The sequence below is a fragment of the Sinorhizobium psoraleae genome (assembly GCF_013283645.1).
GTDB lineage: Bacteria > Pseudomonadota > Alphaproteobacteria > Rhizobiales > Rhizobiaceae > Sinorhizobium > Sinorhizobium psoraleae.
This window is the reverse complement of sequence record NZ_JABEKV010000001.1, coordinates 1,436,470-1,453,436: the sequence shown is the minus strand read 5'-3', so window position 1 is coordinate 1,453,436 and position 16,967 is coordinate 1,436,470. Positions and strand designations below refer to the sequence as shown.

The window sequence follows — 16,967 nt, the reverse complement described above, 5'->3', positions numbered from 1 at the left end:
GCCGCATCCCCTGCAGTTGATGCAGGGAAAATGAAGGGGCCATCATGGTAAACATGTGGCAACACAAAAAAATCGCGCAGGAAAGTGAAGAGCGCGCTAAATTAGCGCACCCAAAAATCGCTGCCTAAACGCTGAGATTCGGGAGCGCGGAAAGCAGCCTGTGAAGGGTGTCGATGGTCGAAACATCGGCGATTCCGTCCACCCTCGCCTGACGGAAATGTCGCTGGAAAGCCGCCACCGCGCCCTCGGTTTTTTCACAGAAATCGCCTGTTACTTCAATGCCATAGCCGTAGAGTGACAAGAGCGACTGGATTGCCTCGACGGGTTGCCCACGGTCGCCGCGCTGGAAAAACCGGCCGCCGCCGACCGGCGTCGGTTCCACCCAGTGACCGACCCCCTTGGCATGCAGCACATCCCAGGGAAATTTTTCTCCCGGATCGACCTTGCGAATCGGCGCGACATCGCTATGCGCAAGCACCCTTTCCGGGGCGATAGACCAGCGTCGGCCACAGTCCCGACACAATTCGACGACCGCTTCGATCTGCGCTTCAGGGAACTCCGGCAGGCCGCCCGGATGGCCGGCATTGGCGATCTCGATGCCGATCGAGCACGAGTTGATGTCCGTCTCGCCTTTCCAGAAGCTTTTTCCCGCATGCCAGGCCCGCCGCTCCTCCGCGACAAGTTGGTCGACGCGCCCGTCCTCGTGGATGAAGTAGTGGCTGGAAACCTGGCTTTCCTCGCGGCAAAGCCAGTCGAGCGCCGAGACCGCCGTCTCCATACCGGTATAGTGCAGCAGGATCATATCCGGCTTACGACCGCCCGCCCGCTCGCCGTGGTTCGGCGACGGCACGAGACGCGCACCGGGAAAATTGCATGTCTTCGCTGTCATGCGGCGCGGCGTTCTTTCTCGATCGCCTCGTAGGCCGCATTGAGCGCGGCCATGCGATCGTTGGCGATCGCGTGAAATTCTTCCGGAACGCCACGAGCCACCAGCATGTCCGGATGGTTCTCGGACACGAGCACGCGATAGCGCCTGCGGATCTTGGCGAAGTCGTCCTTCGGCGATACGCCCAGCACCTCATAGGGGTCGCCTGAGAGATGAACATGACGCGCCATGATGCGCTGGAAATGCTCCTCGTCCATCTTGAAGATCTCGGCGACGCGCATGAGGAAGGTCAGTTCCTTCTCGTGGACAGCGCCATCGGACTTCGCGATGTGGAAGAGTCCGTCGATAATGTCCTCGAGGATCGGGCAGTTCTTCTCGCAGGAGGAGCACAGCGACGCCATCTTTTCGGCATAGGCCTCGTAGCCCGCGACGTCCTGACGCGCGAGGTTGTAGAGACGCGCAACGTTCCGCGCCTGATCGGCGGGAAATTTGAAGATATCGCGGAAAGCGGCAACCTCGTTCTCGCTGACGATCCCGTCGGCCTTCGCCATCTTCGCCGAAAGGGCGATCATGGCGACCGAGAACGCGACCTTGCGCCGGGTTTCCGGATCTCCTTCAAAGAGGGTGCGAACAGCCTCCACCACGCCTGCAAGCGCGTTGCCGGTGGCCGTGACGATTTTCAGCAGGCTGTCCCAGAATGACATATGTGCGATTTTTCCCTGTCCACCAGCAGCATGACCCGATGTGGTGGCAAATTGCAAGCGGCCGGCAGCCGGAAATGTCCTGGATGACGGAGTTGTGATGGCCCCTCAATAAATCATATCGCCGTAAATCTCAACCGATTTCGGTGCGGCATAAACGCGTTCGATTCCGGTGAAATTGCGATCAGGCAAAAAAATCCGGCGCGACTGAAAGCCCGCATCGCCAAGGCAACGCGGCGCGGTTTACGCCGCAGCCATGTCCGAACTTTTCGCGCATCCACAGGCCTGTCATTTAACTTCCATCGGATTTGCGCTAGACCACGGTGTCCTTGAATAAGCAAGGATCATGAATGTGATTGGCTCTGATGAGCCGCCAGCCAGTGCCGAATCGCCGAGGAGGAACCATGGCCAAGAAGAAAGTCGCAATGCTGACGGCGGGCGGGCTTGCCCCCTGCCTTTCATCCGCTGTCGGCGGCCTGATCGAACGGTACACGGACATCGCGCCCGACTACGAACTCGTCGCCTACCGCTCCGGCTACCAGGGCCTGCTTCTCGCCGACCGTATCGAAATTACCCCGGAAATGCGCGAGAAGGCGCATGTGCTTCATCGCCATGGCGGATCGCCGATCGGCAACAGCCGCGTGAAGCTCACCAATACCGCCGACTGCGTGAAGCGCGGCCTGGTCAAGGAAGGTCAGAACCCGCTTCGTGTTGCCGCCGAAAGGCTGGCTTCCGACGGCGTGACGATCCTGCACACGATCGGCGGCGACGACACCAATACGACGGCGGCCGATCTTGCCGCCTATCTCGGCGCCAACGGCTACGACCTGACGGTGGTCGGCCTGCCGAAGACGGTCGACAACGACGTGGTGCCTATTCGCCAGACGCTCGGCGCCTGGACCGCGGCCGAATACGGTGCGCGCTTCTTCGACCATGTCAGCAACGAGCAGAGCGCGGCGCCGCGCACCCTCGTCGTCCACGAAGTCATGGGCCGCCACTGCGGGTGGCTCACGGCGGCGACCGCACGCTCCTATATCCAGATGGCCGGAGACAAGGACTATGTCGACGGCTTTATGATGAACGCGCAATTGAAGAACATCGACGGGCTGTATCTGCCGGAGATGAAGTTCGACCTGGAGGCCGAGGCCGAGCGTCTGCGCGAAGTCATGGACCGCGCCGGCTTCGTCACCCTGTTCGTCAGCGAAGGCGCTTGCCTCGACGCGATCGTCGCCGAGCGCGAGGCGGCCGGCGAGACGGTCAAGCGTGATGCTTTCGGCCATGTGAAGATCGATACGATCAACGTCGGCAATTGGTTTTCCAAGCAGTTCGCCGCCCTTCTCGGCGCCGAACGCTCGATGGTGCAGAAGTCCGGCTATTATGCCCGCTCCGCGCCCGCCAATGGCGACGACCTGCGCCTGATCCAGAGCATGGTCGACCTCGCGGTCGAAAGCGCCCTCAACAAGGTCTCCGGCGTCACCGGCCATGACGAGGACCAGGGCGGCAAGCTGCGCACGATCGAGTTCCCGCGCATCAAGGGTGGCAAGCATTTCGACACGTCGGCCAAGTGGTTCGGCGATGTCATGGATGTCATCGGCCAAAAGTGGCAAGCGGCCGACTAGATCACGATAAGAAGTTAGCGCGGGATGCGGGCGGAAAGCGCACACGCTTTTCCTCATCCCGCGCTAAGCAGCGCCCGCAATATCAGTTGACGGCTCCGCGCTTGCGTGGCTCCCTCCGGGTTCTACCCAGGAAAGAGAGCCATTCAAGCGCGGAGTCTTTTCATGTCCTTCGAAAACTGGTTTGCCTTTGCCGCCGCCTCGGCGGTGCTGCTCGCCATCCCCGGCCCCACCATTCTGCTTGTGATCTCCTATTCCCTCGGCCATGGCCGGAAGACCGCCGGCGCGACGGTCGCCGGCGTCGCCCTTGGCGACTTCACCGCCATGACCGCCTCGATGCTCGGCCTTGGCGCGCTGCTCGCCACATCGGCCGCCATCTTCACCCTCTTGAAATGGGTCGGCGCCGCATACCTCGTTTGGCTCGGCATCAAGCTCTGGAAGGCACCGGTCGGCAGTGAAGATCAGGATGCCGACGGCACAGCCTCGACGGAACGGCCGTTGCGCATCTTCCTGCACGCCTATGCCGTCACCGCGCTCAACCCGAAAAGCATCATCTTTTTCGTCGCTTTCCTGCCGCAGTTCCTTGATCTGTCGCGGCCGCTTTTTGCCCAGATGGCGATTTTCGAGGCCACGTTCCTCGTGCTCGCAACGCTTAATGCAGCGCTTTATGCCTTTCTCGCTTCGGCTGCGCGGAACTCGATCCGCAGGCCAAATGTTCGCCGCGTGGTCAACCGCACCGGCGGTTCGCTGCTCATCGGCGCCGGGTTGCTGACGGCCGGCCTGAAGCGGACTGCGTCGTGAAAATCGCCCCCACGCTTGCCGCAACCAACGGCATCGGTTAATGGAGATTCAAGCGCGGTGGTTGGCATCCACTGATTTGCGGGGGGCTACGGGGCCCAGAAGCACGAAAGTGACACTATGGCGATATTCCGTATCTCCCTTTCAAAACGGGCATTTGCTGCCGTTGCCCTGGCATCGGTGGCCATTGCCTCGGGGTGCTCCACGGTAGAGCATACGTCGCTTGAAGAACTGACCGCCGTGCAGACTGTCACGCCCATAGCGAAGCCCGGAACGGAAATGACGGCCTATGCGCTGCCGACGCCGGACGGGGTGGCGACCACCGCTTCGAGCGCGCTCGCAGCACAGGCGATCCCAGTCGCCGCCACGACGACGGCAACGCTGTCGGCCGCGACGGAAACCGCGGCAGGCGTCACTCCGGCAACGGACACGACATTGGCCTTTGCGGCACCTCAGCGGGTCGCCGTTCCCGTGGCCAAACCGGGCCAGGCATTCGAGGTGGCGATGGCGGCGCCCGCCGCACAGCCCCTTGCATCGGCCGAGCTTGCCGAAAAGCCGGCGGACGCCGGGCCCTCGGCCGTGCCCTTCCTGGGTGTCGCTGCCGCCATGGAATCCGATTTCGACACGGGCGAGCCGGTCGGTCTGGAAACGCTGGTCGCAAGGAGGATGATCGTTCCGACCGCGCGGCCGAACACAGGCATGATCGGCTCGGCCGTCGGCGCAGTCGCAAGTGTCATTCCCGATTCGATGAAGTTCTCGAAAACGCCGACCAGCTCGCGGCCCGAGCTCGACCGGCTGATCAAATACTATGCCGAGCTGAACGGTATCCCGCTGGAGCTGGTGCATCGGGTGGTCAAGCGCGAGAGCAACTACAATCCCCGCGCATACAGCAAGGGCAACTACGGCCTGATGCAGATCCGCTACAACACCGCCAAGGGCCTTGGTTATGAAGGACCGGCCGAGGGCCTCTTCGACGCGGAAACCAATCTCAAATACGCGACCAAGTATCTGCGCGGCGCCTGGATGGTGGCCGACAACCAGCATGATGGCGCGGTGAAGCTCTACGCCAGCGGCTATTATTACCACGCCAAACGCAAGGGCATGCTCGACGAGCTCGACATGCGGTAAGCGCTACTGCATGTTTCCTAAATCGTAAGCGGTTCAAGGAACATGCAGCAATTCAAAGTGCTACTGCGTCTTTTGCGTGGCCAGGGCGCCTTCCGCAAGCAACACGGCTTCGACATCCGAGGCGCTCAATCGAGCGCCTCTATTATTTTGGCGTTCAGCTTCTGCACATCGTAACCGAGTCGCGATGGTGTAAGGCCGAGACGGACGACCGCCAGCCGCAGCGAGGGGACGATCATGATCGCCTGTCCGTCGTGCCCGAGCATCCAGAACGTGTCTAGCGGGAAGCTGCCCGTCCCGGCGCGAATACCGTTTTCCTGCAGCCAGACCTGGGCCGAACCATAATCGCCGCCGGAAGCCGGCGATGGCGTCCGCATGAAGGACACATAGCCCTCGGGCAGAAGCCTCCTGCCCTTCCAGCTTCCGTCCTCGAGCAGAAACTGGGCGAAGCGCGCCCAGTCCTGCGCCGTCGCATACATGTAGGAAGAGCCGACGAAAGTGCCGTTCGCATCGGTCTCCATGACCGCGCTAGTCATACCGAGTGGGGCGAAGAGCGCCTTTCGCGGATAGGCAAGTGCTTCGGCCGGATCGTCGAACGTCTGCATCCAGAGCCGCGACAGAAGGTTGCTGGTACCGCTCGAATAGCGGAATTTCGTGCCCGGCGGCACCTCCAGCAGCTTGGATGCAACGAAACCGGCCATATCAGATTCGAGATAGAGCATGCGCGTGACGTCGGTGACGTCGCCATAGTCCTCGTTGAACGCGAGCCCGCTCTGCATCGCCAGCAGGTCCGCAAGCTTGATTTGCGATCGATCGTCGCCGCTCCATGCGGGCAGCAGGTCGCCGCGCGCAGCGTCCATCTTCCCCTCGCCGATCCGCAGACCGATCAGCGCCGCGGTCACGGATTTCGTCATCGACCAGCCGAGCAGAGGCGTCGCCCGGTCAAAGCCGGGGCCATAGGTCTCGGCCACCAGCCGGCCGTCGTGCACGACGGCGATCGCCCTTATGCCGGGCCCCGCCAGGCCGGCATCCTCGATGACGCTCTGAATTGCCGGATCTATATCGGCCTTGCTGCCGTCGGGCCAGCCGAGCGCCGGATCGTGAGCGGCCGATGCCCCGGCCGCACCCGTTGTCTCGCTTGCGGAGCCTGCAAGCGCATGCGCGCCGCCGTCGTCGACGTTGGTGCAGCCAAATCCCGGTCTATGGACCGCTCGGCCAGGCGCGGCAAAGCCGAATATGCGCGCCGTCACGGTCTCCCGGTCCCGGTCAACAGAGACACGTACGAACTTCAGGAGCGGATGGCCCGGTGCCTGCACGTCTTCCGCAAGGACGGCCTGCGGATCGCGTTTGGCAATGAAGACGTTGGAGCAGACGATCTTGGCGGCATAGCCGTCACCGACCTTCAGAAGGTCCGGCGGAAACAGCGCCAGCCAGCCGCCGATACCCGCAAGACCGACGACCACCGCCCCGGCGATCGTCTTCAGCAAACGTCTCATTCGCATCCTCCCGGGCTCTACTGCATGCACGCGCATGGCACGCAACAGCCTTGAGAGAAACAGGATTCCGGCGAAAGGAAAAGCCCTTTGGAAAGCTCGCGCCTGTGCGAAACCCCGTCATCAAAGTGTAGCGGAGTCACTTTAGAAGCGGCTAAGTTTCAACTGGATGACAGGCAAAGATGACCGAACTCGCTCCCGATGCCGGCTTTGGTAGGAAGAACCCGAAGCTGAAAAGCGCGCTGCTGCAGCACAAGCCCCTCTCCCTCGCCGGCCTGTCGGAACGCCTGTTCGGGCTGCTCTTCTCCGGGCTCGTCTATCCGCAGATCTGGGAAGACCCGATCGTCGACATGACGGCAATGCAGATCCGCCCTGGACACCGCATCGTGACGATCGGCTCCGGCGGCTGCAACATGCTGACCTATCTCTCTGCCGGCCCCGCTCGTATCGATGTCGTCGATCTCAATCCACACCACATCGCACTGAACCGGCTGAAACTCGCGGCCTTCCGCCACCTGCCGAGCCACAAGGATGTCGTACGGTTTCTCGGCGAAACCGGCACGCGGTCGAACGTACAGGCCTTTGACCTCTTCCTCGCCCCGAAACTCGATGCGGCGAGCCGCGCCTACTGGAACGGCCGCGCACTCAACGGACGCCGCCGCATCGGCGTCTTCGGCCGCAACATCTATCGCACCGGCCTGCTCGGCCGCTTCATTGCCGCCAGCCATCTGCTCGCCCGTCTTCACGGCATCAACCCGCAAGACTTCGTCAAGGCGCGCTCCATGCGCGAACAGCGTCAGTTCTTCGACGACAAGCTCGCGCCCCTGTTCGACCGTCCCGTCATCCGCTGGATCACCAGCCGCAAGAGCTCGCTTTTCGGCCTCGGCATCCCCCCGCAGCAGTTCGACGAACTCGCGAGCCTGAGCGAGGAGAAATCGCTGGCCGCGGTGCTGCGCCACCGTCTTGAGAAGCTCACCTGCCATTTCCCGCTTCGCGAGAACTATTTCGCCTGGCAGGCATTCGCCCGACGCTATCCGCAGCCGCACGAAGGTGAGCTGCCGACCTATCTGCAAGTCGAGAACCATGAGGCGATCCGCAACCATGCCGAACGCGTCGAAGTGCACCACGCAAGCTTCACCGAGCTGCTTGCCGGCAAGGCCGCTTCGTCCGTCGATCGCTACGTCCTGCTCGACGCGCAGGACTGGATGACCGATCGCCAGTTGAACGATCTCTGGACGGAGATCACGCGCACCGCCGATGCCGGCGCCATGGTGATCTTCCGCACGGCCGCGGAAGCAAGCATCCTGCCGGGCCGCGTCTCCGCCGCACTGCTTGACCAGTGGCACTACGATGCCGAGACGTCCGTCAAGCTCGGCGCCGAGGACCGTTCGGCCATCTACGGCGGCTTCCACGTCTACCGGAAGAAAGCATGAGCGCCGCCCAGCCCTTGGAAAACAATCACGCCCGCCTTATGGACCAGATGTACCGCTATCAGCGGTACATCTATGATTTTACGCGGAAATATTATCTCTTCGGGCGCGACACGCTGATCCGTGAGCTCAACCCGCCGCCGGGCGCCTCCGTGCTCGAAGTCGGCTGCGGCACGGGCCGCAACCTCGCCATGATCGGCGAGCTCTATCCGGACGCCCGGCTGTTCGGTCTCGATATTTCTGCAGAAATGCTTGCCACCGCGAGGACAAAGCTTCGGCGGCAGGGCCGGTCGGACGTGACCTTGCGCGTCGCCGATGCGACGAATTTTACACCCGCCGCTTTCGACCTGCCGGGTTTCGACCGGATCGTCATTTCCTATGCGCTCTCGATGATCCCCGAATGGGAACGGTCGCTCGATGCCGCGATCGCGGCGCTCAACCCAGGCGGCTCGCTTCACATCGCCGACTTCGGCCAGCAGGAGGGTTGGCCCGGCGGCTTCCGCCGCCTGCTCCAGGCGTGGCTCCGGCGCTTTCACGTGACGCCTCGTGAAGCGCTTTTCGACGTCCTGCATGACAAGGCCGACAGAAACGGAGCGGTGCTCGAACTGAAGTCGATCGGTCGGGGATATGCCTGGCTGGCCGTCTACCGCCGCCCGGACCGGAACGGGGCCTGATAACACTCGACGCATCGCCGGCGAGGCAAGCGCTCGCGCCAGCGACACCGAAGCGTTCGTCCCGTCGCAATCCCCACTTGAGCTAACTCAATTTTTACGATGTTATGGTGAAAATGGGGCACGCCTCCGAGGGGAAAATCATCATCATGGAAGCCATCGCGTGAGGCAGGATCGTCGATCGTCTCGAAACGGGAAACTCATGCGCCGGCTTCTCCTGGCTTTGCTGCCTATCGCAACCATTCTTTCCGCCTGCACCTCAACCGACTACGACCTGGTCCAGACCGCTTCGATATCGCCGCGGTTCCGGGATACCGACCCGCAGGATTTCGGCGGTCGCACGCCGCATGGTCATCACGTTCACGGCATCGACGTGTCCAAGTGGAACGGCGACATCGACTGGGCGAGGGTGAAGAATTCAGGCGTCTCCTTCGCCTTCATCAAGGCGACCGAAGGCAAGGACAGGGTCGATACCCGCTTCAACGAATATTGGCAGCAGGCGCGCGCCGCCGGGATTCCCTACGCGCCCTACCACTTCTATTACTTCTGCTCGACCGCTGACGCCCAGGCCGACTGGTTCATCTCCAACGTGCCAAAGACCGCGGTCTATCTGCCGCCGGTGCTCGATGTCGAATGGAACGGCGAATCGAAGACCTGCCGCTATCGCCCCTCGCCCGAGACCGTGCGCGCCGAAATGAAGCGCTTCATGGACCGGCTGGAAGCGCATTACGGCAAGCGGCCGATCATCTATACGTCCGTTGACTTCCATCGCGACAATCTCGTCGACCAGTTCAAGGACTATCACTTCTGGGTCCGCTCCGTTGCCAAGCATCCGGGCGAGGTCTACGTGGAGCGCCGCTGGGCCTTTTGGCAATACACCAGCACCGGCGTCATCCCCGGCATCCAGGGAAGCACGGACATCAATGCCTTCGCCGGGTCCGCGAAAAACTGGCAGAAGTGGGTCGCGGCGGTTTCCCGGGCGAGATAGACGGGAATTGCTGTTCGGATTTGGTCGTGGAAACCCCGCATTTCTTCATTCGGTCATAATGCTCTGAGAGAGCTTGGGCAGATTTGATCCCTACAGCGCTGTGCGGTGTTCAGACGCGCAACGGTTGCTGTAGCACTCGGAATGGCTGCATGTTTCCTTGGATCGCCGCCGGTCCAAGGAAACATGCAGTAGACAGATTGCAGGCTCGCCGGCCGACTGAGACCGACCGGCGACAGAAAGGAACTATGATGACTGGCGCAGCCCAAAAAGCCCTTCTCACTCTCGGACTGCTCGCGCTGACCGGCACCTCGGCGCTGGCGCAGACCCAACCGCAGACGCCGGCCGTGGCCTGCGGCGGCGATCTCGCCACGTTTCTCGAGGGCGTCAAGGCTGAGGCAGTTGCCAAGGGTATTCCGGCCGATGGCGCCGACCGCGCTCTCGCCGGCGCCGCGATCGACCAGAAGGTTCTGAGCCGCGACCGCGCTCAGGGCGTGTTCAAGCAGACGTTCACCGAATTTTCCAAGCGCACCGTCAGCAAGGCCCGGCTTGATATCGGCGCGCAGAAGATGAGGGAATATGCCGACGTCTTCGCTCGGGCGGAGAGCGAATTCGGCGTGCCGGCGCCGGTCATCACTGCCTTCTGGGCGATGGAGACGGATTTCGGCGCGGTCCAGGGCGATTTCAACACGCGTAATGCGCTGGTGACGCTGGCGCATGATTGCCGCCGCCCGGAAATGTTCCGCCCGCAGCTGCTGGCTGCGATCGAAATGGTGCAGCACGGCGACCTCGACCCGGCGACGACCACCGGCGCCTGGGCCGGCGAGATCGGTCAGGTGCAGATGCTGCCGGAAGACATCATCGCCTATGGCGTCGATGGCGACGGCGACGGCCACGTCAATCTGAAGAAAAGTTCACCGGATGCCATCCTCACGGCGGCAAAATTCATCCAGAGCCTCGGCTTCAAGGCCGGCCAGCCCTGGATTCAGGAAGTCAGCGTCCCGGAGAACCTGCCATGGGAGAAGACCGGGCTGCAATCCGGCATGACGGCGGGAGACTGGTTCGCGCTCGGCGTCACGCCGCGCGACGGCAACACCGCCAACAGCGGCCTTGAAGCATCCCTCGTGGTGCCGCAAGGTCGCAAGGGCGTCGCCTTCCTGACCTATCCGAACTTCAACATCTATCTCGAGTGGAATCAGTCGTTCATTTATACGACTTCCGCAGCCTATTTTGCCACCCGCCTTGCCGGCGCCCCGCCCTACCAGGGCGGCAATCCGGAACCGGGCCTCGGCGATGTCGAGATGAAGGCGCTGCAAACGCGGCTCCAGGCCCTCGGCCATGACGTCGGCAAGATCGACGGCATTCTCGGCTCCGGCACGCGCACTGCGCTGCAGAAGGAGCAGCTGAAGCTGGGGTTGCCCGCGGACGGCTGGGCCACGCCGGAGCTCCTGGGCGCGCTCTGATCTGCTGCATGTTCCCTTAGGTCGAAGCCGAGTTAAGGACAAAAACAAGCAGCAACTCGAAGTGCAATGGCGATCTTTGTGCGTCTGAAAAGACGCACGGCGCTCAAGAACTACGCTCGTCATCGGACAAGCCGGGACGGGCTCGAAAACAGTCGAACGCGAGCAAGAAGCGGGTGGCACCACCCGCTTCGCCGTATTAGGGCTTGCGCGTCAATTTGCAGAACGGCGCAGGCACGATCATGAATTCACCAATCAACACACAGATGACGATGCGCAACTGGGCGCTCCTGGCCCTGCTCGGTCTCATCTGGGGTGGTTCGTTTTTCTTCGCGCGGGTGGCTGTCGCCCATGTGCCGCCCTTCACGCTGGTTCTCCTGCGCCTCGGTCTCGCCGCACTTGCTCTCCACATCTACATTCGCGGCCGCTACGACATCTATCCGGCGCTGAAGGAACGCTGGCCCGAGTTCCTGTTGATGGGGCTAATCAACAACGCCATTCCGCACGCCTTCATTTTCCTCGGCCAGACCCAAATCGGCGCAGGGCTCGCCGCGATCCTGAACGCGACGACGCCGGTCTGGACCGTGTTGATCGCCAACATGGCAACGGACGACGAGAAACTGAGCGCCTCCAAGATCAGCGGCTGCCTGCTGGGACTGGCGGGCACCATCGTGCTTGTCGGGCCGAGCGCGCTCGCGGGTCTTGTCGGCCATTCCACCACGATCCCGCTTTGGGCGCTCGTCCTGCCCGTGCTCGCTGCCGTGAGCTACGGTCTCGCGGCAACCTACGGCAAGCGCTTCCGCAATCTGGCGCCGCCCGTCACGGCAGCAGGACAACTGACGGCATCGACACTCATGATGTTGCCGATCGCTGCCCTTGCGGATACGCCCTGGATACTGCACATGCCGCCGATGACCGCTGTGCTCGCGATCCTCGGGCTTGCCCTTGTCTCCACCGCCTACGGCTACATTCTTTATTTCCGGGTCATGGCGGAAGCCGGCGCGACGAATGCTTCGCTTGTCACTCTCCTGGTGCCGCCGAGCGCCATCCTGCTTGGCTATCTCTTCCTCGGCGAAACGCTGCAGGCGATGGACGTCGCCGGCATGGCCCTGATCGCGACCGGTCTCATCGTCCTCGACGGACGCATCCTGAGACTTCGATATTCGGCTTGAACAGAATCAAAACGGCTCGCGCCGCCACGCCACGCCCCGCTCACGCAGCATTACAAACGTTCATATTAACCGCTGCGAAGCAATTGTGAAAAAAATGTGGCAACGGAAATTGTTGAGCGGTTTCGAGCAGTTAGACCTGTGAATATGGTTTCTCGATTAGGCGCATTTCGCAGCGCAGCACAAGTTTCGCTTTCACGCGCCGCTTTTTCGCCCTATGTTTTACCCGTCAACGCAGGGAGGATCAGCTTATGGGACTTACACATTCGTTGAATGTCCTCATGATCAGTGCAGCGTTTGCATTCGTGGCCGTAATGCTTTTTGTCTGAGCAGGGCCGCTGACAAGTCCAAACGGAGACGGGGACTTTAATTCCGGAAAATCCATTTGCAGCAAGATTAGTCAGGCAGGCCTCTCATAGAGTACCGGTCAATAGGCTGCGATAATGACCAAAGCCCATGAACGTTGATCCGTTCATAGGCTTTCTCTCTGTTCCGACACTGCGCGCCCGCCGGCACTATCTATATCTATGCCCTTGCGACCGCCTTGATCGGGAGTTCGACGGCGGGCTCCTGTGCCGGTGCACGCGCATAGCCGACGAGGTCGCAAACCGCCGTGACAAGCGGCGAACGGTTCATCGTGTAGAGATGGAAGTCGCGCACGCCGCGCCGCGCAAGATCGACAATCTGCTCGGCGGCAATGTGGGTCGCTTCCTTGAACCGCTCGGCCGGCTGCTCTTCAAGATGGGCGAGCCGCGAAATTATCGCCTGCGGAATCCGCGCTCCGCACAGGCCGGCGAATCTCTGCACTTGCGTGAGATTGTTGATCGGCAGGATTCCCGGCACGATCGGGACCTGGACGCCAGCCCGCCGCACCCGCTCCAGATAGCGCTCGAAATCATCGTTGTCGAAAAAGAACTGGGTGATCGCCCGCGTCGCGCCGTTGTCGACCTTGCGCTTCAGCATGTCGATGTCGGCGGCGACATCCGGGCTCTCCGGGTGCTTTTCCGGATAGGCCGAGACCGAGATTTCGAAGTCGCCTCGGGCACGCAAGGCCTTCACGAGGGCGGCGGCGTTTTCATAACCGCCCGGAAACGGCTGGTAGGCGCTGCCGATGCCGCCCTGCGGATCGCCCCGCAGCGCCACGAAATGCCGGATGCCGAAGGCCAGAAACTCGTCGATCACCGCATCGACTTCGGCCTTCGGGGCGCCGACGCAGGTCAGATGCGCCGCTGTGTTTCCAAGACCCATCTCCCCAATCATCCGCCTGACCGCCGTCAGCGAACGGGCCTTGGTCGAGCCGCCGGCGCCATAGGTCATGGTGACGAAGGCCGGGTTGAAAACGGAGAGATCGGCAATCGTCTGGAAGAGCTGTGCCTCCATCTCGTCCGTCTTCGGGGGAAAATACTCGAATGACAGCCTGAGATTGCCGCGCTCGGCCGGATAAAGCGTGCGTGTGGCCATTCTCAAACTCCCCCTGCCTGAACGCGCTGACGCGGCATATCGGCGATGTGATCGGCGACGCGCTGATCGCGCGCCAGCCAGATCGTCACTGTCAGTTTGCCCTCGTCCGCACCTTCCGGCGCGAGGTCGGTTGTTTTCTCCAGCGCAAGGCCTGCCTTCTGCAGCCAGTCGGCCATCGCCTGATGGGAGAAGCCGAGGCGCGCATGGGCGTGCTCGTCGCGCAGATACTCAAGCCCGTGCGGCGCGAAATCGATGATGACGAGCCGGCCGCCAGGCGCGAGCATACGCGCGGCCTCGGTGATCGCCGCTTCCGGCTCCTCCAGGAAATGCAGCACCTGATGGATCGTCACGAGATCGAAAGCCTGGCCATCCAGCGGCAGATTGAAAATGTCGCCGTGGCGGATGGACGCCTTCGTGATCCCGGCTTTATCGAGATTGGACCGCGCCACGGCGAGCATGTCGCGGCTGGCGTCGACGCCGATGCCGCGCCGGTAGATACCCTCGAAAAGCTGCAGGATGCGCCCCGTGCCGGTGCCAAGATCGAGCAGGCTCTCGACCGGCTCGTCGCCGACCATCGCCTTCAGCGTAGCTTCGACGTCGCCTTCGCTGACGTGCAGCCGCCTCAGTTCATCCCATCCGGCGGCGTTGCGGCTGAAATAGGCCTGCGCCTTCTCGGCACGCTGCCGCTTCAGGACGGCGAGCCGCGCCGCATCCTTGGCGAGAATGGCGTCTTCAGCCGCGGCTGCTGCCAGGAGATCGCGCACCAGAGCGACGCGCCCCCCCTCCTGCCGCAGGCGGAAATAGGCCCATGCCCCTTCCTGATAGCGATCAATGAGCGCCACTTCGGCCAGCAGCTTCAGATGCCGAGAGATCCGCGGCTGCGATTGGCCGAGAATTTCGGTAAGATCGGTAACGGTGAGGTCGCTGGCGGAAAGCAGCGCGAGAAGGCGCATTCGCGTCGGCTCACCCGCCGCCTTCAAAACGTCGACCAACGCGTCCAACCCAAGCGTTCCTCGGCTCACTATCGTCTCCTCATCAACACATAAAGATATCTTTATGTGATTTGCGAGACGCGTGCAAGCGAATTTGCGCGGAAAGGCAATGGAATGGCGCGCGGGAGATAGCCGGGCGGGCGGAGAATCTCAGCCGACGGATGCTGCCAGGCAGAACGCCTGTCGGGACCCAAGCCGGGCCATCCACGCTCATTCCCGTGCACGTCACAGGAAGCCAGCCACGGCGCGTCGGCGCTGTGGCTGGCTTCAAGCGGGCTGAGCCTAGGAGAGCGGTACGGAACAGCAACGCGTTTTCTGCGCCCAGGACTTGGGCGTGCTGTATTCCTGTGACGAGCACGGAATGAGCAGGCGAAAGCGCAACGATCCGTTGCGCGGGAACCTGCCCCGTCTGCGCTCTCCTCGACCGCTCAGGCCTCAGCGCGTCAGGCGCTTATAGGTCACCCGCTTCGGATTGACCGAATCCGGGCCGAGGCGCCGGATCTTGTCCTTTTCGTAGTCCTCGAAATTGCCTTCGAACCATTCGACATGGCTGTCGCCCTCAAAGGCGAGGATATGGGTCGCAAGACGGTCGAGGAACATGCGGTCGTGGCTGATGATGACGGCGCAGCCGGCGAAGTTTTCGAGCGCGTCCTCGAGCGCCGCCAGCGTTTCGGTATCGAGGTCGTTGGTCGGTTCGTCGAGCAGGATGACGTTGCCGCCGGCCTTCAGCATCTTGGCGAGGTGCACGCGGTTGCGCTGGCCGCCGGAGAGCGTACCGACCTTCTGCTGCTGGTCGCCGCCCTTGAAGTTGAAGGACGAGCAGTAGGCGCGCGAGTTGACCTCGTGCTTGCCGAGCTTGATGACGTCGTTGCCGCCGGAGATTTCCTCCCAGACAGTCTTGCTTCCGTCGAGCGCGTCGCGGCTCTGGTCGACATAGCCGAGCTGGACGCTGTCGCCGATGCGGACCGCGCCTTCGTCGGGCTGTTCCTGGCCGGTGATCATGCGGAAGAGTGTCGTCTTGCCGGCGCCGTTCGGACCGATGACACCGACGATGCCGCCGGGCGGCAGTTTGAAGTTCAGGCCTTCGATCAGCAACTGGTCGTCATAGCCCTTGGAGATGTTTTCCGCCTCGATCACCACCTGGCCGAGACGCTCGCCGACCGGAATGATGATCTGCGCGTCGCCTGGACGCCGGTCGGCCGCCGCCTTGACCAGCTCGTCATAAGCACGGATACGCGCCTTCGACTTTGCCTGGCGGGCCTTCGGGCTCGAAGCGATCCACTCCTGCTCGCGGCTGATTGCCTTCTGGCGAGTGGCCTCTTCGCGACCCTCCTGCGCCATGCGCTTGGACTTCGCCTGCAGATAAGCGGAATAATTGCCCTCGTAGGGAATGCCGCGGCCGCGGTCGAGTTCGAGGATCCAGCCGGTGACGTTGTCGAGGAAGTAGCGGTCGTGGGTGATCATCAGCACGGCGCCGGGATATTCGCGCAGGTGCTTTTCGAGCCAGGCGATCGTCTCGGCGTCGAGATGGTTGGTCGGTTCGTCGAGCAGAAGGAGATCCGGCTGCGAGAGCAGCAGCTTGCAGAGCGCGACGCGGCGCTTCTCACCGCCCGAGAGATTGGTGACCTCCGCATCGCCCGGCGGGCAGCGCAACGCGTCCATCGCCATTTCCACCTGGCTGTCCAGATCCCAGAGATTCTGGCTGTCGATGACGTCCTGGAGCTTTGCGCCTTCTTCCGCCGTCTCGTCGGAATAGTTCATCATCAGCTCGTTGTAGCGGTCGAGGATAGCCTTCTTGGCGGCAACGCCTTCCATGACGTTCTCGAGCACCGTCTTCTGTGCATCGAGCTGCGGTTCCTGCGGCAGATAGCCGACGGTCGCGCCCTCGGCGACCCAGGCTTCGCCGGTATATTCATGGTCGAGGCCGGCCATGATCCTGAGAACCGTCGACTTACCGGCGCCGTTGGGGCCGAGAATACCGATCTTCGCGTCCGGATAGAACGACAGGTGGATGTTCTCCAGGACCTTCTTGTTGCCGTAGGCCTTGTTGAGCCCGGCCATGTGATAGATGAACTGACGTGCCATAAAGGAATGCTCCGCATCGGAAGGGAAATTTGCCCGCTATGTAGGCGAATTATGGTGGCGGGGCAATCCGCCAAAGGCCCCGCCTCGCCATTCCC

Annotated in this window: 14 protein-coding genes; 8 read left to right on the top strand and 6 right to left on the bottom strand. The window is 62.3% G+C overall.

Annotation, left to right across the window (positions count from 1 at the left end; genetic code table 11):
- Positions 1-124 precede the first annotated feature (124 nt).
- Entirely contained in the window at positions 125-889 is a 765-nt protein-coding gene (locus ILFOPFJJ_RS06665; protein ID WP_173509739.1) for an N-acetylmuramoyl-L-alanine amidase, read from the bottom strand.
- Positions 886-1,590: a J domain-containing protein gene (locus tag ILFOPFJJ_RS06660; RefSeq protein WP_173509738.1), complete on the bottom strand. Its 705-nt coding sequence runs from the start codon at positions 1,588-1,590 to the stop codon at positions 886-888. The genes ILFOPFJJ_RS06665 and ILFOPFJJ_RS06660 overlap by 4 nt, the downstream gene beginning before the upstream one ends.
- Positions 1,591-1,991: 401 nt before the next feature.
- Between ILFOPFJJ_RS06660 and ILFOPFJJ_RS06655 the strand changes: the two genes are divergently transcribed.
- From ILFOPFJJ_RS06655 to ILFOPFJJ_RS06645, 3 genes are all read left to right on the top strand, one after another.
- Entirely contained in the window at positions 1,992-3,206 is a 1,215-nt protein-coding gene (locus ILFOPFJJ_RS06655) for a pyrophosphate--fructose-6-phosphate 1-phosphotransferase (protein WP_173509737.1), read from the top strand.
- 162 nt (positions 3,207-3,368) lie between these two features.
- Positions 3,369-4,004, top strand: coding sequence for a LysE family translocator (locus tag ILFOPFJJ_RS06650; RefSeq protein WP_173509736.1), 636 nt, complete (start codon positions 3,369-3,371; stop codon positions 4,002-4,004).
- Between the two features lie 117 nt (positions 4,005-4,121).
- Complete coding sequence (locus ILFOPFJJ_RS06645) at positions 4,122-5,129, top strand: lytic transglycosylase domain-containing protein (RefSeq protein ID WP_173509735.1); 1,008 nt, start codon at positions 4,122-4,124, stop codon at positions 5,127-5,129.
- A gap of 125 nt (positions 5,130-5,254) precedes the next feature.
- Here the strand turns inward: ILFOPFJJ_RS06645 and ILFOPFJJ_RS06640 are convergent, their stop codons facing one another.
- Positions 5,255-6,622: a serine hydrolase domain-containing protein gene (locus ILFOPFJJ_RS06640; protein WP_173509734.1), complete on the bottom strand. Its 1,368-nt coding sequence runs from the start codon at positions 6,620-6,622 to the stop codon at positions 5,255-5,257.
- Positions 6,623-6,801: 179 nt separating this feature from the next.
- Between ILFOPFJJ_RS06640 and ILFOPFJJ_RS06635 the strand changes: the two genes are divergently transcribed.
- The 5 genes from ILFOPFJJ_RS06635 to ILFOPFJJ_RS06615 all read left to right on the top strand — a co-directional run bounded on the left by ILFOPFJJ_RS06635 (position 6,802) and on the right by ILFOPFJJ_RS06615 (position 12,337).
- The gene (locus tag ILFOPFJJ_RS06635; protein ID WP_173509733.1) at positions 6,802-8,052 is read left to right on the top strand and encodes a BtaA family protein; all 1,251 of its coding nucleotides are present in this window, start codon (positions 6,802-6,804) and stop codon (positions 8,050-8,052) included.
- Positions 8,049-8,723, top strand: a complete 675-nt coding sequence (locus ILFOPFJJ_RS06630; protein ID WP_173509732.1) for a class I SAM-dependent methyltransferase — start codon at positions 8,049-8,051, stop codon at positions 8,721-8,723. The genes ILFOPFJJ_RS06635 and ILFOPFJJ_RS06630 overlap by 4 nt, the downstream gene beginning before the upstream one ends.
- Before the next feature lie 199 nt (positions 8,724-8,922).
- Complete coding sequence (locus tag ILFOPFJJ_RS06625) at positions 8,923-9,708, top strand: glycoside hydrolase family 25 protein (RefSeq protein WP_173509731.1); 786 nt, start codon at positions 8,923-8,925, stop codon at positions 9,706-9,708.
- Between the two features lie 248 nt (positions 9,709-9,956).
- A complete protein-coding gene (locus tag ILFOPFJJ_RS06620; protein WP_173509730.1) occupies positions 9,957-11,168 on the top strand; it encodes a lytic murein transglycosylase in 1,212 nt (403 codons plus the stop codon).
- A gap of 239 nt (positions 11,169-11,407) precedes the next feature.
- The gene (locus tag ILFOPFJJ_RS06615; RefSeq protein WP_173509729.1) at positions 11,408-12,337 is read left to right on the top strand and encodes a DMT family transporter; all 930 of its coding nucleotides are present in this window, start codon (positions 11,408-11,410) and stop codon (positions 12,335-12,337) included.
- A gap of 522 nt (positions 12,338-12,859) precedes the next feature.
- Here the strand turns inward: ILFOPFJJ_RS06615 and metF are convergent.
- The 3 genes from metF to ettA all read right to left on the bottom strand — a co-directional run bounded on the left by metF (position 12,860) and on the right by ettA (position 16,872).
- Positions 12,860-13,795, bottom strand: coding sequence for a methylenetetrahydrofolate reductase [NAD(P)H] (metF, locus tag ILFOPFJJ_RS06610; RefSeq protein WP_173509728.1), 936 nt, complete (start codon positions 13,793-13,795; stop codon positions 12,860-12,862).
- Between the two features lie 2 nt (positions 13,796-13,797).
- Positions 13,798-14,820, bottom strand: a complete 1,023-nt coding sequence (locus ILFOPFJJ_RS06605) for an ArsR/SmtB family transcription factor (protein WP_173510173.1) — start codon at positions 14,818-14,820, stop codon at positions 13,798-13,800.
- Positions 14,821-15,222: 402 nt separating this feature from the next.
- Positions 15,223-16,872: an energy-dependent translational throttle protein EttA gene (gene ettA / locus ILFOPFJJ_RS06600; RefSeq protein WP_173509727.1), complete on the bottom strand. Its 1,650-nt coding sequence runs from the start codon at positions 16,870-16,872 to the stop codon at positions 15,223-15,225.
- Positions 16,873-16,967 lie beyond the last annotated feature (95 nt).

Excerpts from the sequence above, each read along its gene's own strand:
- ILFOPFJJ_RS06665 (WP_173509739.1), bottom strand. The coding sequence starts at position 889 with ATGACAGCGAAGACATGCAATTTTCCCGGTGCGCGTCTCGTGCCGTCG.
- ILFOPFJJ_RS06660 (WP_173509738.1), bottom strand. The coding sequence starts at position 1,590 with ATGTCATTCTGGGACAGCCTGCTGAAAATCGTCACGGCCACCGGCAAC.
- ILFOPFJJ_RS06655 (WP_173509737.1), top strand. The coding sequence starts at position 1,992 with ATGGCCAAGAAGAAAGTCGCAATGCTGACGGCGGGCGGGCTTGCCCCC.
- ILFOPFJJ_RS06650 (WP_173509736.1), top strand. The coding sequence starts at position 3,369 with ATGTCCTTCGAAAACTGGTTTGCCTTTGCCGCCGCCTCGGCGGTGCTG.
- ILFOPFJJ_RS06645 (WP_173509735.1), top strand. The coding sequence starts at position 4,122 with ATGGCGATATTCCGTATCTCCCTTTCAAAACGGGCATTTGCTGCCGTT.
- ILFOPFJJ_RS06640 (WP_173509734.1), bottom strand. The coding sequence starts at position 6,622 with ATGAGACGTTTGCTGAAGACGATCGCCGGGGCGGTGGTCGTCGGTCTT.
- ILFOPFJJ_RS06635 (WP_173509733.1), top strand. The coding sequence starts at position 6,802 with ATGACCGAACTCGCTCCCGATGCCGGCTTTGGTAGGAAGAACCCGAAG.
- ILFOPFJJ_RS06630 (WP_173509732.1), top strand. The coding sequence starts at position 8,049 with ATGAGCGCCGCCCAGCCCTTGGAAAACAATCACGCCCGCCTTATGGAC.
- ILFOPFJJ_RS06625 (WP_173509731.1), top strand. The coding sequence starts at position 8,923 with ATGCGCCGGCTTCTCCTGGCTTTGCTGCCTATCGCAACCATTCTTTCC.
- ILFOPFJJ_RS06620 (WP_173509730.1), top strand. The coding sequence starts at position 9,957 with ATGACTGGCGCAGCCCAAAAAGCCCTTCTCACTCTCGGACTGCTCGCG.
- ILFOPFJJ_RS06615 (WP_173509729.1), top strand. The coding sequence starts at position 11,408 with ATGAATTCACCAATCAACACACAGATGACGATGCGCAACTGGGCGCTC.
- metF (WP_173509728.1), bottom strand. The coding sequence starts at position 13,795 with ATGGCCACACGCACGCTTTATCCGGCCGAGCGCGGCAATCTCAGGCTG.
- ettA (WP_173509727.1), bottom strand. The coding sequence starts at position 16,872 with ATGGCACGTCAGTTCATCTATCACATGGCCGGGCTCAACAAGGCCTAC.